The organism is Pedobacter aquae (genome assembly GCF_008195825.1).
Classification (GTDB): Bacteria; Bacteroidota; Bacteroidia; order Sphingobacteriales; family Sphingobacteriaceae; genus Pseudopedobacter; species Pseudopedobacter aquae.
Window position 1 is genome coordinate 899228 of sequence record NZ_CP043329.1, and the last position, 16717, is coordinate 915944.

The window sequence follows — 16717 nt, forward strand, 5'->3', positions numbered from 1 at the left end:
CCCGAAAATAGGAAACATACCGTTTCGCAGCGGCAATTTTCATGAATCAAATCCATATATCCAAAAGTGGGTGTTCATAAATTTGTTAATATGTGTTAGTCCTCTATCGTTTGTTCTGCTTTTTATTTTGTTAACATTAACACAATCAGGCGAGAGCATGATTTTAAAGGAGGAAAATGATGTTGAAAACTAATTTCGAAAATTTACTTCATATAATTAAAGAATTAGATGAAGATTTAAACAAAAATGAAGTCCAAAAAGAGATTCAAAAGGTTATACTGGAACCCAGATTATCTCTTAAACAATTAGCGGCTTATCCATTGGCAAGTGCTAAAGCTAAGTTAAGTATTTTAACAAAGGCAAAGTATCCAGGAAGCTACATTCCAAGATTTTACGAGGAAGCTAGAAAAATTATTTGCAATACATTCTCTTCTAATTATCCTGATGCAGAAATTTATTTTGAAGAATTTGAGAGATATGCAAATATACTTCTTCAAGAGGCTCAGAGTCTAGATAGGGATAACAAGAAGAATAAGATATGCTCTTCAAATGCACTGAACGAAATGCGACATTTAAGTTCTATCCTTAATCCTATATTAGAAACTTTTATTCTGAATAGTAACCTAAAAAAAACTAGAGAACACCTTTACATACAAGAAGTGAGAATTGGCTGTATGGCAGATATATTAATCTATGAAAACGGAGGAGCTACTTTAACAGGGTTATTAAAATTCAATTTCACTAAAGCACCATTAAAAAAGAGAGAAGCGGAAAATATGTTGTACATAATGAAACTATTTTTTGAAAGAAATTCACAAGTTAGCTTTAAGAATAAGAATTGTATTCTTGTAGATGTCTTTGCTCATAAGCTTTATATATCAGCAAATGATGCTCAAATCAGTGTGGACATTAAAAATTCTTGTAAGGAAATAAGAGATACTTGGAGTCTGATCACAAAAAGTTAATCTTATAAATAAGTTAGACACGGAATCTTAAAATATTTAAAAAAGTCAATTAATATTAGCGAATAATGTTGACCTACAATGAACTTATTGATTTAAGGAGCAAGTTAGCTAATGATGAAATTCCCTTAGAACTTGCTAAGGAACTATATTGGAAGGATTTTAAAGGGGGAAACGTTCGTGGCACACAAAAGATTGGAAGGAAAGACGAGCTAAAATTCTTAAAGAAAAATGCGAAATATGCGATAGTACAAATACTTTAACTATTCAGCATCTTTCTCATCCAAAAAAATATGCAGACTATGAGAGAGAAGTAACAAGAAAATACACACAAATTTTTAAAGAAATTAATTCTGACATTGATAAATCAGAATTTAGGAAATATATCGTAGAAAACTATAATTACATAGCTGTTCCTTTATGCACAAATTGTGGAGACAACCGTCCTAATAAGAGGGTGAGGAAATTACCTCAGTATCGTTGTGCAGTATGCCAACACGAGTTTGATGAGCCAATTTATAAATCGTTAGAAGAACTCATCACAATTTTTTATAATAACGAAGAAGCTCTTGATGTTCGGGATAAGTGTTTTATATCGAAAAAATGGAAAAACAATCACAATTTATCTAGTATAAAATATTGGTTTCAAAGAGAAAAGGCTAAAAATAAAAATGAAGAAATAATCGAGAAAGAAGCATTCTTACTCTATTTAACTGACGAAATAAAATATCTATCATTTGAAGATACAATAACAGCTTGTAGAAGGTGTGCCTTTAACTATGATTTGAAAAATATGGAGTTATGCCCTAACTGCAAAGTACATTACAAAGGTATTCAGTATCAAACTTGTATTCCATGTTTGCCTGAAGATAAAAGAAAACTAGTTTTAGAAAGTATTGAGTTTGCTAAAGAAATGGAAGAAATACATAGAAAGCTTGGTCTATAAATCTCATTAATGATTTATTTCTTTTTGTGTTAATAATCCAAAAACAATTCTTTTCATATTTAAGAAAAATATTTCTATTATTACAATATAATTCTTATTTACGTTATGAAAAATTTCTATACCATACTATTAATTGCTTTATGTGCAGTATCTCTTAATATAAAAGCACAAGAAACACCTAAAGAACAGCCCACTAAAATCTCTATAAAAGAAGCCCCACAATACCTCAATAAACTTGTAACCATTTGCGACTCCGTTTACAGCACCAAAGCCTTAGAAAAATTAACCTTCTTAAACTTTGGCGGTAACTTCCCCAATGCACCAATAACATTGGTGGTTTTTAAAAGTGATGAAGCTAAATTTCCTCAAGAACCAGCCACCCTATACAACCATAAACGTATTTGTGTAACTGGAAAGCTTACGGAGTATAAAGGGAAATTGCAATTGGTTCTTAATGGAGTGGGGCAGGTTAATTAAACATATTATGAATTTATAGGGTGGATATGCGCTATGGGATAACGGATATTTACTAACCTGCAAGACTAAAAAACCAGTAGTGCAATCATTAATAAGACAGACAAAAAAGAAATTATACCAATGAGGATGTCAGAAATATCAAAAGAAGAACTTAAAGAAGCTTACATAAAACTCAAATCACATATTTACTATGATACGACAGAATTATATCAACGAAGAAAATTAGCTGAATTTGAAACAGGTTTACTTGATGATGATTATTTATTTGGTCAAAAGAAAACACCATATGCTAATGGTATTTTTAATCTCAATGTTAAGCTGGAAGATAAATTTGATAAAATTGTTGAATGGATAAACAATCACAAGAAGGAAAGCACATTTGAACAATTTCTTGACGATATCAAACTAATTTACCTCCCAAAGAAATTTAAAAAAACAGATAATGGAGATAATTTTCTTAGCAATCAGAGAGTTCAAGATCATTATGAAGTTGAAAGGGTCACCGTATTTGCTGACATACCAATCGAATTACATCTTGTAACAATTTTATGGTTGACACAGTATGGTTATAAATTAGATGTAAAACTTGACGAAAGTTGTGTTGGCAATAGATTAATACTAAATAAATCGAAAGATAGAATTGTAAAAGGAAGCGGTTTATTTAAGCCCTATTTTAGTCAATATCAAAAATGGAGAGACCAATCTGTTGAGGAAGCCCAAAGAAAGTTACAAAGTGGAAGTAAAGTAGCCTTTATTAATCTTGACCTCAAGGATTATTTCTATTCAGTCCGTATAAATTTTGAAGAAATTGAGAAAGTTATATTTGGTGAGTCTGGTTATAAAGGCGGTTCTAACATTCACGATATTTTTAAAGAGTTTCACTTTCGTTTTACTAAAAAATTAGCCGAAAAGAAATACCCCAACAAGTTTATTGAAAATATTCTTACAAGAGATGTGGTACTTCCAATTGGTATTGCTTCATCCTATGTCCTTGCCAATTATTACTTAAACGATTTTGATATTAGAATCAGAAAGTTAATCCCTCAAGTTTATTATAGTCGTTACGTTGACGATATTCTTATTGTTATTGAAAATCCCGACTTTGATTTTCATAAAAATGAAAAATGCGAAAGTGTAAGATTTAGTTTCAAAAAATACTATGAAAAAGAAAAGAGTAAAGAGAAAGTAACTTTTGCACAAACAGAGGAAGATTATTTCAATAAATACATCGTTTCAAAAACAGAAAGATTTATCTTAGAAACCCTATACCCATTGGTGAAATTGATTGACTTTCCTGATGAATTGAAAACCATAGAAGTCAATGATAAGGTAGAATGTTGTTCAGTAAAAAATGAAAAAAAGATTTTTAAAATCACTTGCTTGGAAGGAGCATATTTTCAAGGGGATAAAACATTATTGTATTACTTCGATAATGAAGAATCAACTGCAGTTATTGATAAATTAAAGCAAGAGTTAGAAGAGCGTACAAGTGAATTTAGAGATTTTCCTGAAGATGGAATGGGTGATGGTTCTTTTGACGAGCAGGCATATCATTTAGTTTTTGATGGAACGGAAGGCAAAATACGAACACTAAAAGATTACAAGGAAAATCGTTACGGATTAAGCGTTTTCTTAGCTAATAGAATATTTGCAGCACTTCGAAGGTCAAAAAAGGTTGACAAAAAGGAAACTGAAAAGCTATTGAAACTTTTTAAAGGGTTAAATAATTTAGAACATTTCAGACTTTGGGAAAAAGTATTTACATTTCTTCTAGTTAATGAAGACCAGGAAGGCTTCGTATTGTTTTATAAACACACTCTTGAGCAGATTCAAAAACTTAATAAAACTACTAAGATTCAAGATTCAGAAATCACTTACAATAATGTAGCAAATTCTTTAATGCAGTATTTTGACATTTCATTAGAAATGCCTTTAGCACTAAATCCTGATTTTATTAAAAAAGGTACTAAGCCATATAAAGACCTTGAAATATTCCATAACACTTACAAGGATGATGTAAGTTTTTGGAATAACATAACTTTGACCAAACCTGGTTCATTTTACATTTACAAATTTCGTATGTGTAATTTAATTAGACATAATTATGTGGCGCATCCATTATTAAACTATACAAAAGCTTCTGGTTGGTCACCATTAAATTTAGTTGACCGAAACTTACCAACTTCACAAAAGTCAATTGATAAATTAGAATTTTCTGACGAAAAAAAGGAGCTTTCACCTCGTCTTGTAAAGTTTTGGGAATGTTGCATTGCAATAACTACAAATAAATTGCTTAAAAATTCAAAAGATTTTATTGTGGGCGATGAAAGATACCAATATACAAGCATATTAAACGACAGTAAGAAAGATGAAGATTTTATTCTAGATGAAGCATTCAAACTATATTCAGAAATTAATGCTTCGCACTTTACTTCAGACTCTCCAGACATAAGTGACTTCTTTACACGTGTACACAAGAATATTACGCAACTTAATGGAGAAAATGAAGTTGAAATAAATGAATTACATATCAATACTAATGAACGGTTTATCGAAAAACCTTCAATTTCAATAGCAAATACTCAAGTCAAAATATCAAATATTGAATCCAGCATTAAGGGTAAACCTAACTTAAGTAATCAACGATATTTGACCTTTGCAAAACTTTTAAAGGATTCAAGAAAAGGAGGAGCAGATATTTTTGTTCTTCCTGAGTTTTCTGTTCCTTATGAATTTGTATCAAGTCTTGCAAAATATAGCGAGAAGAATCAAATGGCCATTATTGCAGGTCTAGAACATTGGAAAGTTGAAGACGTTTGTTATAACTTCATTGTTTCAATAGTTCCTGTAAAAATTAATGGTGTAAATGATGCTATTGTATTATATCGTCTTAAAAACCATTATGCACATGTCGAAGAGTTAATTATTAGAGGTTATGGGTACAGAGTGCCAAAACCAAAACCATATCGTTACGACTTGATAAATTGGCGAAATTTATATTTTACTTCTTATTACTGTTTTGAACTTGCGGATACCTTTCATAGAAGTATTTTTCGTTCAAAGATTGACTTGTTAATTGCATCAGAATGGAATAAAGACACTCCTTACTTTTCAAACATTGTGGAAGCACTTTCAAGAGATTTACATTGCTATATTGCACAAGTTAATACGAGTCAATTCGGCGACTCTCGTTTGACACAACCAGCAGAATCAGCGCTTAAAGACTTAATGAAGTTGAAAGGCGGTAAAAATGATACTATTATACTTGAGGACCTAAACATCAATGCCCTAAGAGAATTTCAACTCAAATATTTTGAAAGAATCAAAGCAGACCAAGACGATTCATTTAAACCTTTACCGCCTGACTGGAATAGAAAAGATGTTAACAATCGCATTGACAATAAAAACATATTTTCGAAGGATAAGCATGATGATGAATAGCAACATTTAGACATTTATAACTTTAGCATGCTGGCGGACAGAAGCCCAGCACATAACAGCACCTACCCAAAAGTGGGCTTCATTAGTTAAATCAAGCTTTGCGCTTGTTTTAACAGTTTTATACATCTCCCCGAAAGTAATAAACAATCAATCTTTAACAATTATAACGATTAATGTCTAAGCCAAAATTTTCAGCAAATCAGTTAGCGGATCCTCGTTTTGAGGATGTTAATTCAGCGGATATTCTTAGATATTTCATACAAAAAATAAGCAAAAATGAATTGAAAAAGTTGAAGATTTTTGAAAAAGAATATTTAATTATTTTAATGAAAAATATTGTTAAGGATGAGATACAAAATGAACTCAACCCTCCTGATTACATTTTAGCAAATAAGTTTAAATATCTAGCATTTAATCCTTATGATTATAAAGAACTAGATGAAGCTACCTTTAATCATTTAGTTCTATTTTATTATGATAATTTAGACTTTCTTATGCCCATTTCATTTACCTATAATGGAATAACAAGGCAATATACGAGAGAAGAGATTGATTTAGATCGTAATAAATTTAATCAACTTCTTTTTTGGTGGAAAGAGCAACTTAGTGTTGGTAATAAATCAAGTCCATTATTAAAAGAAATCAAGGATGAGTATCATAAAAAAGTAGAAATATTGAAAGAATATTTTAATCAGAGATCTTTTGGGTATAATTTATTTAAAAGAAACGTTTTAAAATGGGAGTGTCTAATGTTTTATATATACTTTATTATTAAGAAATATTTACAGTCTAGAGATGTAAAAGAGTTATGCGAAGTGGTAAATAACAAATACATTATTACAAATTACAGTTTTGTTCATATTCTTTCACGACATTATTTTGCTGACTTTAATACGATTTATTTTAACAAGACTGTTATTAGAGATGAAACATTGTTTGATCCATGGAATTTACCGCAAGGTGTAAAAATAATTATTGAACTATTTGAAGAACATCGTCCTAATTGGGATACCGAGAAAGATCACTTATTTTTCCGCTATAATTTAACAACGTACATATTATATTTCAAAGAAAAGTTTGTAGATAAATTAGGACATAAACTAAAGGAAATAAGAACTCTTTACCCAGTTTCTACCGAAAGTGATAATAAAAAGCTTACTATTTTAAAGACACAAAAAAAAATTATCGATTATGTATTTTTTATGATTAAAATTAGATTTTTAAGTTTATAAATTGAATGTATTAGAAAGATATATTTATTCAACTAATGATGAAATCTATCGCTAACTATCTTCTCTAAATTCCATGAAATTCATACATATCATCTACCTCATATTGATAACCATAATTATCATATTAGCCTATAACTCTATCCAAAAAATCAAATCTATGCGTGAAAAATACTATAGACCTAGTGTTACAACATCACTTAAGGCAGCTTAGTCCGCTCTCTAAAATATATCAGCCATCTTTTAACAAACTCCTATTTTTTAATTTTATTTAACTCTTTTCCCTTTAGAAGTTACGCTTTTACTATGACAAGATAGTTAAGAATCTATGAGAAAGCTTCAATTTTAAATGCTAATTCATTTATATTGTTTCAAGCATTAAAGTCTACTAATTCTTTAGCTTCTACACCTAAACCTTTTGCTAACTCAAAAATAGTGGATAATCTAACATCGAACTTTCCGTTCTCTATTTTAGAAATATTACTATCATCTAAATCACAATTTTGAGCAACCTTACGGAGCGTTAAATTCTTCTTTTTTCTCATTTGCTGGATTTTTTCACCAAACTTTCTCTTAATTTCTGTAGTATCTTTTTGAATCATTCAAAGTCTTATTACAAATCCTTTGAAGTTCTTTAGATTAAGAAAAAAAATTGCGGTTAAATATTACCATAAATTAAAATACTTTTTTATATTTGATTTTAACTTAAACAGGTATTAATAAGAGTCTTGCAACACCATTTCTGACGCCGTTGAAGCAAGAGCAACAGATTAGTACCCATATCTATGTGTAGATGTATATATTTGTACGTCGAAATAGATGTGGGACTGTTGTAAATCCATTTCAACGTAAGGCGTCAGAAACTTTAAGGTGTTATGGTATGCGGTCCCACATGTATTTAAGCATTCCATCAAAATAAGACTCGTTAACATCATAATATGAAAACGAGCAACATTTACCCAAGCAAACAGCAAAAAGCAATTAAAGCCAAAAGCTTTGCTGCATCCCTTAAAAATCTATTCAAAAACATCATTAAAAGTCCGGTATAGGGGCAAAGACATCAACCGGTCTGGCCCATTGCATCCCATGAAATAAGTTAAAAAGCTGTTAATAGCCCGGCCGGTTTTTTCTATCTGAGAAGAGTGCTTAATGATAACATTTCGACTCCGCTCCATGTGACAAATCCTTAAACCCAAACACAAAAAAAATGAACGATAAACATCGTATAGGATACCTATGGCCTTTTTTTAGGAGGTACAACCTTATTAAACTGCTTGTATTACTGCTAGTTGTGGTATCATACAGCAAAAAAGCCAAAGCCCAGCAAGCTTTAGCCAAAGCCAGTACTTTACCACAGCAAGAAATAACCTTACTATCAAACCCAGCCAGTAGCATAAGCTTTCCAGAAAAGAAGAAACCCTGTCTACTGGTGTTTTGGAATGCCAGCTGCAAAACTACCCAAAAGCAAATGCAGCTTTTAGATAGCCTGCAAGAGCAGTTTAGCGGGCAGCTACATATCTTAACAGTTACAGCAGAAGAGGGCGAGATAGCAAAGCAATGGCTTCAAAAAAGCCAAATCAAGTTAAACCTTCCTATTGCAGCAGCACATAATAACTTAAAGCAATACTTTCCGCATCAATTACACCCTCATGTAGTATGGCTTAATCAAGAAGGGCAGTTTCAGGCAACAAGTGCTTTAGATTATGTTACAGCAGCACATCTAAAAACTTTTATAACAGGTAAAATGCCCTTAATACCTCAAAAAGAAGACCGTATAGATTTTAAACCCGGTAAAAGTACTTTATTAAGAGAAAAGCTTAAAAGCTACAGCATGGTAGCGCCATACTTGCCAGGTGTAGAGCCAGCCTTTAAAGTCTGGAAGGATAGCAACACCGTATATACACAGGTCATCAATTTCAGCAGCTATACTTTATACCTGATGGCTATCAATAAATTCTTGGGCTATCCAGCCAACCAAATCATTTGGGAGGTAGCAGATAGAAATCATTATCAATTCCCTAAAGAGAAAATCAATCAAGATAGCTGGAAAAGAGCCCATAGCTATTGCTATGAATCGGCCATGCCTTTACACCTGCCCGCAAGTGCCCGGCTAGATAAAATGCGACAAGATTTAAACACCGCATTAAATGTTGATGTAAGGCTAGAACAGCGTAAAACCAAAGTTTGGCGCTTACATGCCTTAGGAGCAATTCAAGCTTCGGCAGGCGGCAAAGCTTATAATAATTTTGAGCAAGACACAGCCCTAAAACAAATGCGAAATGCTGGTTTAGAAGCCTTGCTTTACGAATTAAACCAGCGGGAAGAAAATCTACCTTTTATAGATGAAACCGCTTTTAGTGGCAAATTAGACCTAGACCTTTACCTACCTAAAGGTTTTATAGATAGTCAGGCATTGATAATAGCCTTAAGGAAATACCATATCGGTATGGAACAGGTAGAAAGAGAAATTCCATTTCTGGTATTTACAGAATCCAACTATTTAACAAATCACCTAAACCCATAAACAAAATGAAACATGTATTAACGCTCTTATGCTTGCTTTTCTTTAGTCGCTATACGGCTATGGCCCAAGGAACAGCCATTAGCGGAACCATAAAAAATAAAAATGGCGATCCCCTTGCTGGAGCCATCATCACTGTAGAGCCCTCATCCATAACAACCCAAGCAGATGCCAATGGTAATTTCAGCATCAGAACAACACAAACTGAAGTGAGCGTTAGCATCACCATGCTATCCTTCCAAAAGCAAGAATTTAGGCTCAAAACGCCTTTTCCAGAACGATTGAACATTACCTTATTGGAAGACCCTAAGCAATTGCAAGAAGTAGTCATCTCATCAGGTTACCAGCAGCTCAATAAGGAAAGAGCAACAGGAGCATTTGAGCAATTCAATACCGAGCTGTTGGAAAGAAATGTGAGCAGTGGTATTTTAGAAAGATTAGACGGCCTCAATGCTACTACTTTATTTGATAAACGTTCTTTTAATATTAACGCTCCACAAGGTGATGCTAATATCCTTATCAGGGGGTAAACACCATCAATGCCAACCGTAATCCACTTATCATCTTAGATAACTTCCCTTTTGAGGGTGAGCTAAACAGCATCAATCCTAATGATATTGCTTCGGTAAGTATTCTTAAAGATGCTGCTGCGGCATCTATCTGGGGAGCAAGAGCAGGTAATGGCGTGATTGTCATCACCACTAAAAGAGGAAAGCTCAACCAAAGCATGCAGCTCAGTTTTAATAACAATATCAATATCACTGCAAAGCCGCGGCTCTTTGATGATCCTATCATGAGCAGTAGCGATTATATAGACAATGAGATAGATTTATTTTCAAGAGGCTATTTCACAAGCTTAGAGAATAATGTACGCAGACCAGCATTAAGCCCAGTAGTAGAATTGTTAATCGCCAGAAGAGAAGGACGTATCACAGAAGCAGCACTCAATAGCCAAATCAATAACTTAAAGCAATTAGATGTCAGAAACGATTATCTAGATGCGGTATACAGAAGAGAAGTGAACCAGCAGTATGCCCTAAACTTAAAAGGAGGAAGTGCTAAGCATAGCTATTTCATTTCGGCAGGATATGACAAAGGCTTACAAGCTTTAAGAAGCAATAGCAGCCAGCGTAGCACCTTAAGGATGAACAATAGCTATAAACCCTTAAAAGGCTTAGAACTACAAAGTAACCTGCAATACAGTTTTAACCAACAAGAAGGGCAAAGCCGCTCGGCAGCTATGGGTTATGGTCGCCTGCTGATAGGTAACCGTCAGTTATACCCTTATGCCCGCCTGATAAATGAAGATGGTAGCCCCGCTATCATAGAAAAGGATTTCCGTAGCAGAAGTATTGCTGCCATAGGTAATAACCAATTGCTTGATTGGAATTACCGTCCGCTAGATGAGCTTAACTTTCCGGGAGAAACGCAGCATAACCAAACATTAATAGCAGATTTAGCTGCCCGCTATCAGGTTTTAAGCTGGTTATCAGCAGAACTGAAATATCAATATCAACAAGGTGTAACGGATAGAGAAGACCTCAACACCGCTGCATCCTATTTTAGCAGGAATTTAATCAACCGTTACAGCCAAGTCTCAGGGAATTTGCTCAACAGGCCCATTCCCTTAGGAGGCATCTTAGATGAATTTAGGTCGAACCAGCAAGCCCATTCAGGAAGGGCACAACTAGGTTTTGATAAAGCCTGGACAAATCATGAAATCCATGCTATTGCAGGAGCAGAAATCAGGCAAGCTGCCAGTAGCTTTAGCAGCAATAGAGCTTATGGTTATGATGAGAATGTCTTAACGGCTATTCCAGTAGATTATATAACGCTATTCCCGGGCTTCCAAAACTTATCACCATCGGCAAGAATACCTTATGTTGGTGCATTTGGAGAAACACTCAATAGGTATGTTTCTTATTATGCAAATGCCGCTTATACCTATCAACAACGTTATACCATTTCTACAAGTGTGCGTAAAGATGCATCAAACATTTTTGGAGTACGTACCAATGAGAAAGGCGTACCACTATGGTCGGCAGGTGCTTTATGGAATATAGCCAAAGAAGATTTCTATGCGTTAGACTGGTTACCACAGCTTAAGCTAAGAGGCTCTTATGGCTTTGCAGGTAATATAGATAATAGCTTATCGGCACTCACAACGCTCACTTATTTTAGTGGAGCAAACCCAATTACCAATTTACCCTATGCCAATATCTCAAGTCCGCCCAATGGCGAACTTAGATGGGAGAAAGTAGGAACCTTTAATGCTGGGCTAGACTTTGCCAGTAAGAATAACCGTATCAGCGGTAGTTTTGATATCTATAGCAAAAGAACTACAGATCTTTTAGGGATAGAACCTGCAAACCCATTCACAGGATTTACAACTTTGACGCTCAACGGAGCATCCAGCAAGGGTAGTGGTTGGGAGCTACAGCTCAATAGCCTGAATACAACAGGTAAACTAGCATGGACAAGTAATCTTTCCTTAGCACATAGTCGTTCAGAAATCACCCGATATAAAGCAGATGTTTTTGTATCTGGTCTGGTAGGGAATGGAATATCACTCAATCCGGTAGAAAACTATCCGGTATTTCCACTTTTTAGTTATAGATGGAGAGGTTTAGATGGGCAAAATGGAGACCCGGTAGGTGAACTAGCCGGAGTAAATAGTAAAGATTATGCCGCTATAGTGAACAATACTCCACTAGATGAATTGGTCCTGCATGGTTCAGCAATTCCTTTATACAATGGAGCATTCCGTAATACTTTAACCTATGGAGCTTTTAGCCTATCCATGAATATCACTTTTAGACTGGATTACTATTTCAGGAGCAGAAGTATCAGCTATACGGAACTCTATGCCAATGGAAAAGGTCATGCCGATTATGCCAAACGCTGGCAACAAGCCGGAGATGAAGCTTTTACCCAAGTACCATCAAAGATTTATCCTGCTATAGCCAACAGGGATATATTTTATAACAACTCTGAAATCACGGTCAGTAAAGGCGACCATATTCGCCTGCAAGATATACGTTTTGGATGGCAGCTTTTACCCAAGCCAACTAAGAAATTACCTTTTAGAAGATTGGAGCTTTTTACTTATGCCAATAACCTGGGAATCATTTGGAGAGCAAGTGAAGGGAATATAGACCCCGATTATGGTTTTGATAGCATAGCACCTTCAGCCATTTATGCATTAGGATTAAGAGCAGAATTTTAAATGATAAAAGCAAAAGACATGAAAACAAGTATACACAAACAAAGAAAACATAGCCTAGCAAGTTTAAACATGAAGCTTATCATCAAGGTAAAACTCATCCTATTGATGATAGGTATCAGCCTAAGCAGCTGTCAGGATTTCTTAGAAGCCAAGCCAGATAAAAGTTTGGCAGTACCAACCAGTTTAAGAGATATGAATGCTATATTGGATAACAATACCACCAACTTTTATTCCTTTATAGCAGAAGTAGCGGCAGATAACTTCTATCATACCGAAGCTTTATGGAATGCTGTACCCACAGAAAGAGACCGGAATATTTATATCTGGGAAAATACGGCAGCAGATGGAGATGGCGGAACATTGGCCGGACGGTACAGAACCATTTTTAATGCCAATATTGTTTTAGAAACCCTTCCGGAAATAAGCATTCAAGAATCTGAACGGGAAGAATATAAGCGTATACAAGGCTTTGCCTATTTCGCCAGAGGCTATGCGCTTTTAGAAATGGCGCAACTTTTTACAGAGCCTTATCAGGAAAGTATAGCCGCTACGGCTAAAGGATTACCCTTAAAATTAAGTGCTGATGTAAATGAGCCAAGTCCTAGGGCTAGTTTAGAAGAAACTTATAAACGTATAGAAGGTGATTTGAAACAGGCAGCACAATTATTGCCAGCTCAAAGCAGCTCGCCAACAAGAGCCAATAAAGCGGCAGCTTATGCTGTACTAGCGAGAATGTATCTTTACCAGCGTAAATATCCGCAAGCAGGTTTATATGCCGATTCCTCTTTACAAGTAAATAATCAGCTTTTAGACTATAAAACCATCAATAACAGCGCAACGCCTTTCCCTATTTTCAATCGTGAAAAGTTATTTTATGCCTATGCTAGCTCCAGTAATGTAACAGTAGCTAGAGCCAAGGTAGACACCTTGCTTTATGCTAGTTATGCCAACGGCGACCGTAGGAAGTTACTTTTCTTCAGAAGAAACGCTGATAACAGCTATGCCTTTCAAGGAAGTTATGCGCAGAGCACCATTACTTTTGCAATGGGGCCCACTACCGCAGAAATGTATTTAACAAGGGCCGAGAGTAGGGCAAGGGCAGGTAATAAAGATGAAGCCCTACAAGATTTAAATACCCTGATGCGAAACCGTTGGGACAATACATTTGTGCCTTTTACAGCAGCAAACGCCAATGAGGCATTAAGACTCATCTTAGCTGAAAGAAGAAAAGAATTGATATTTAGAGGGTTAAGATGGGCTGATTTAAGACGTTTAAATTTTGAGCCAGAATTTGCTCAGGTATTACAAAGAAAATTAGGAAACCGAACGTTTACCTTGTTACCCAATGATAAGCGTTATGTTTTTCCGATACCAGAAAGTATCATACAATTATCAGGAATAGCACAAAATGATAGATAGAAAGAACATCCGGGAGGGGATAGGCTTCTCCCGGATGAAATGGGGGTTCTTATTCTACACTACGCAATCTTACATCTTGTTGTTGTGTAGAAGGGTCTTGCAAAGCGGCATTGATTTGACTTTGCAAAGCAGAGGTAATGTCTGGTTGGCCTGGCGCACCTTCCTGCGCTCTAATGGCACAAACTTGTTCAGAACCTTCGCAACCCGGAGGCGTTTCCATACCACTGCTGTAGTTGGAAGGGTCTGTTACAGAGCCACTACCATCATACTGAAACCAAAGTTCTTGAGCTGCAATACTACTGCTATTGGCTTTAAAAGCAGAGAATAAAACAGCGCCTGAGATTGCTGCTACAGCAATCATAGGAATGATGAATTTTTTCTTCATCGTAGATTTGGCTTTGCTACACCTCGAAGCCATAGAGTTTTACATGATGATGCCTACTCTTTTTAAGGGTTTTCGGCATCCCCCTTTCATAGGTAGAAAATGTGAGAACAGCGGTGGTGTTTACTGCCACCACCAGCTGTTAACAGGGGATATCTTGCAGCTATCCCACTGATTAATTAAAATAGGTGATGTTAAAAGTTAAAACTTCAAGATTGCTATAAGCCAGCTCGGGCGTAAAATTGCTATTGCTACTTTCATTTAAGTTGAGCAGTTTTCCGCGGTCTTTACCATCATCTGAAACAGTTGATGCGTTCATTTTATTAAGACCAATTGGTAAACGATGAGCCATAAAATAGCTTCCTCTAGCAGCAGCCTGACTAACAAAGCGTTCATCAAGACTATAGAGGTAAGCTAATTGAGCTTCATCTAAGTCGAAATGTTCTGCAACCCAGAGTTTGAAATTCTGGTGTAAGGCATCAGCTACTAAATTTAATTCTTGGTCGCTCAAAGCATATAGAGTAGTTAATAATTGCTGTAAACCAGCGGGAGTAAAAGGAACTTTTTCCATAGAATATTTTTTAATAATGAATAGATAGGCCGGCCGGCTAAACAAATGTAAAGGGTGTTTTATAGAGAATAAGAAGGTTTTTTACCCCTAAAATGACGAACTACACAAATTAAATGATGAATAACACAGAGATTCTAGAAGAAGCCTAAGTTTTGTTGATGATTATGTTGAATCTTATAGAAATTAAGCTTAGAATCTGCTTTTTTTCTTGCTTTTTTTGTTAACGAGATATTATATTAGGTTTTAGAAGCTTAAATCTATTACCTATGAAACAAAAAAGCCTCATTCCTGAAGCTAAATCCGAGAAATATTTTCCTTTTTATCTTCGTTTGTTAGTTCCATTACTTGTATCACACTATTTAATCGTAGTTCCACAAACAAAATCTTTTTGGCAAATCATGCAACAGACAAATTATTATGTTGCTATGCTTTACAGTACTGGTATTGCTGTTTTTATCATACAAAGTGTTCACCTTATCAGTATTTATTTAGATCATCGTTTACCTTGGGAAGAGAATTGGTATAAAAGATTGTTATATCAATGCTTACTGGGCCTAATATTCATCTTACTCTTAAACTATTTAGCTATAAGGTTATATTTCTGGGTTTTCAATAATGATTTTAAGGCGAGCGGTTATATGCAGATAGAATTCCAGATTGTGTTATGGATGCTATTAAGCTTGAATATTATTTATGTGAGCTGGTATTATATACGTTTACATCAAAAGCAAATTGCATCAAGAGAAAAACCTGATGTTTTTATAGAAGGGAACTTAGGAAATAAGGTGTTTAAAATCAATTCAAAAGACATTGCAGCTATCATAAAAAAAGGAAATGTAGGTATTATATATACCCAAAACCAAAGGTCTTACACAAGTAACGATGCTATTCAGCTTCACATGCAAAAATTAGATAAAGCACATTTTATACAAATCAATAGATCAGAAATTTATTCCCGCTCTGTTATTACGGGTTACGAAAGATTAAGCAATTTTCGTTGTCGCTTACAGTTACAATATATATCAGAAGTACAACAAGAACCCATAGTGGCTCGTCAAAGATTGAAGTATTTTTTAAACTGGTTTGAAGAAGAAGAGCTAACAAATTAGTCAATCTTTCCAACCTTCAAGTTATCACATCATTTAGGCATCTTTCTACTCTGTACTTTTGACTTTCTACTTAAAAATATCCTCCCTCTTTCATTCTCCCTCCAAAGGGAGACACTAGCGGCATAACTTTCAAACGTATGAAATAGAAAGTCTTCTTTCTTTTAAAGATGTAGCTCTAAGCGATTTGCAAGGTATCCTCCTCTTAGAGGAGGTGCAGGAGGAGGCTCTATCCCTTTTTTACTTTCCACTTTCCAAGCTATCACATCATTAGGCAATCTTTCCAAGCTTTCCAACCTTCCAAGCTATCAGGATATTTAGGCATCTTCCTACTCAAAACTATCCTCCCTCTTTCATTCTCCCTCCAGAGGGAGACACTGGCGGCATAATTACAAACGTTTGAAATAGAAAGTCTTCTTTTTTTTAAAGATGCAGAT

14 protein-coding genes are annotated in these 16717 nt (G+C 34.8%); 11 read left to right on the plus strand and 3 right to left on the minus strand.

Annotation, left to right across the window (positions count from 1 at the left end):
* Window positions 1-179: 179 nt before the first annotated feature.
* From FYC62_RS04005 to FYC62_RS04030, 6 genes are all read left to right on the plus strand, one after another.
* A complete protein-coding gene (locus FYC62_RS04005; RefSeq protein WP_168199376.1) occupies window positions 180-965 on the plus strand; it encodes a hypothetical protein in 786 nt (261 codons plus the stop codon).
* Between the two features lie 65 nt (window positions 966-1030).
* Window positions 1031-1225: a hypothetical protein gene (locus tag FYC62_RS04010; protein ID WP_149074012.1), complete on the plus strand. Its 195-nt coding sequence runs from the start codon at window positions 1031-1033 to the stop codon at window positions 1223-1225.
* A 194-nt stretch (window positions 1226-1419) separates the two neighbouring features.
* The gene (locus FYC62_RS04015; RefSeq protein ID WP_149074013.1) at window positions 1420-1908 is read left to right on the plus strand and encodes a hypothetical protein; all 489 of its coding nucleotides are present in this window, start codon (window positions 1420-1422) and stop codon (window positions 1906-1908) included.
* Window positions 1909-2013: 105 nt separating this feature from the next.
* Window positions 2014-2385, plus strand: a complete 372-nt coding sequence (locus FYC62_RS04020; RefSeq protein ID WP_149074014.1) for a hypothetical protein — start codon at window positions 2014-2016, stop codon at window positions 2383-2385.
* Between the two features lie 126 nt (window positions 2386-2511).
* Window positions 2512-5826 (plus strand): reverse transcriptase domain-containing protein, encoded by a 3315-nt coding sequence (locus FYC62_RS04025; RefSeq protein ID WP_168199377.1) that lies wholly within the window; start codon window positions 2512-2514, stop codon window positions 5824-5826.
* Window positions 5827-5999: 173 nt separating this feature from the next.
* On the plus strand, window positions 6000-7058 hold the full coding sequence (locus tag FYC62_RS04030; RefSeq protein ID WP_149074016.1) for a hypothetical protein: 1059 nt from the start codon (window positions 6000-6002) through the stop codon (window positions 7056-7058).
* Window positions 7059-7426: 368 nt separating this feature from the next.
* Here the strand turns inward: FYC62_RS04030 and FYC62_RS04035 are convergent, their stop codons facing one another.
* Window positions 7427-7657: a helix-turn-helix domain-containing protein gene (locus FYC62_RS04035; RefSeq protein WP_149074017.1), complete on the minus strand. Its 231-nt coding sequence runs from the start codon at window positions 7655-7657 to the stop codon at window positions 7427-7429.
* A gap of 605 nt (window positions 7658-8262) precedes the next feature.
* On the opposite strand from FYC62_RS04035, the gene FYC62_RS04040 reads away from it, so the two are divergent.
* Genes FYC62_RS04040 through FYC62_RS04055 form a run of 4 tightly spaced genes read left to right on the plus strand, consistent with a single transcriptional unit; the run spans window position 8263 to window position 14221 of the window.
* Window positions 8263-9579, plus strand: coding sequence for a TlpA family protein disulfide reductase (locus tag FYC62_RS04040; protein ID WP_149074018.1), 1317 nt, complete (start codon window positions 8263-8265; stop codon window positions 9577-9579).
* A gap of 5 nt (window positions 9580-9584) precedes the next feature.
* Window positions 9585-10106 (plus strand): carboxypeptidase-like regulatory domain-containing protein, encoded by a 522-nt coding sequence (locus FYC62_RS04045; protein WP_149074019.1) that lies wholly within the window; start codon window positions 9585-9587, stop codon window positions 10104-10106.
* Between the two features lie 5 nt (window positions 10107-10111).
* Window positions 10112-12802 (plus strand): SusC/RagA family TonB-linked outer membrane protein, encoded by a 2691-nt coding sequence (locus FYC62_RS04050; protein ID WP_149074020.1) that lies wholly within the window; start codon window positions 10112-10114, stop codon window positions 12800-12802.
* 18 nt (window positions 12803-12820) lie between these two features.
* Window positions 12821-14221: a RagB/SusD family nutrient uptake outer membrane protein gene (locus tag FYC62_RS04055; RefSeq protein ID WP_168199378.1), complete on the plus strand. Its 1401-nt coding sequence runs from the start codon at window positions 12821-12823 to the stop codon at window positions 14219-14221.
* Window positions 14222-14270: 49 nt separating this feature from the next.
* Here FYC62_RS04055 and FYC62_RS04060 read toward each other — a convergent pair whose 3' ends face one another.
* The gene (locus tag FYC62_RS04060; protein WP_149074022.1) at window positions 14271-14606 is read right to left on the minus strand and encodes a hypothetical protein; all 336 of its coding nucleotides are present in this window, start codon (window positions 14604-14606) and stop codon (window positions 14271-14273) included.
* Window positions 14607-14778: 172 nt separating this feature from the next.
* The gene (locus FYC62_RS04065) at window positions 14779-15174 is read right to left on the minus strand and encodes a hypothetical protein (RefSeq protein ID WP_149074023.1); all 396 of its coding nucleotides are present in this window, start codon (window positions 15172-15174) and stop codon (window positions 14779-14781) included.
* A 266-nt stretch (window positions 15175-15440) separates the two neighbouring features.
* Here FYC62_RS04065 and FYC62_RS04070 point away from each other — a divergent pair, with 266 nt between their 5' ends.
* Entirely contained in the window at window positions 15441-16283 is an 843-nt protein-coding gene (locus FYC62_RS04070; RefSeq protein WP_149074024.1) for a LytTR family transcriptional regulator DNA-binding domain-containing protein, read from the plus strand.
* Window positions 16284-16717: the final 434 nt, after the last annotated feature.

Excerpts from the sequence above, each read along its gene's own strand:
- FYC62_RS04005 (WP_168199376.1), top strand. The coding sequence starts at position 180 with ATGTTGAAAACTAATTTCGAAAATTTACTTCATATAATTAAAGAATTA.
- FYC62_RS04010 (WP_149074012.1), top strand. The coding sequence starts at position 1,031 with ATGTTGACCTACAATGAACTTATTGATTTAAGGAGCAAGTTAGCTAAT.
- FYC62_RS04020 (WP_149074014.1), top strand. The coding sequence starts at position 2,014 with ATGAAAAATTTCTATACCATACTATTAATTGCTTTATGTGCAGTATCT.
- FYC62_RS04025 (WP_168199377.1), top strand. The coding sequence starts at position 2,512 with ATGTCAGAAATATCAAAAGAAGAACTTAAAGAAGCTTACATAAAACTC.
- FYC62_RS04030 (WP_149074016.1), top strand. The coding sequence starts at position 6,000 with ATGTCTAAGCCAAAATTTTCAGCAAATCAGTTAGCGGATCCTCGTTTT.
- FYC62_RS04035 (WP_149074017.1), bottom strand. The coding sequence starts at position 7,657 with ATGATTCAAAAAGATACTACAGAAATTAAGAGAAAGTTTGGTGAAAAA.
- FYC62_RS04040 (WP_149074018.1), top strand. The coding sequence starts at position 8,263 with ATGAACGATAAACATCGTATAGGATACCTATGGCCTTTTTTTAGGAGG.
- FYC62_RS04045 (WP_149074019.1), top strand. The coding sequence starts at position 9,585 with ATGAAACATGTATTAACGCTCTTATGCTTGCTTTTCTTTAGTCGCTAT.
- FYC62_RS04055 (WP_168199378.1), top strand. The coding sequence starts at position 12,821 with ATGAAAACAAGTATACACAAACAAAGAAAACATAGCCTAGCAAGTTTA.
- FYC62_RS04060 (WP_149074022.1), bottom strand. The coding sequence starts at position 14,606 with ATGAAGAAAAAATTCATCATTCCTATGATTGCTGTAGCAGCAATCTCA.
- FYC62_RS04065 (WP_149074023.1), bottom strand. The coding sequence starts at position 15,174 with ATGGAAAAAGTTCCTTTTACTCCCGCTGGTTTACAGCAATTATTAACT.
- FYC62_RS04070 (WP_149074024.1), top strand. The coding sequence starts at position 15,441 with ATGAAACAAAAAAGCCTCATTCCTGAAGCTAAATCCGAGAAATATTTT.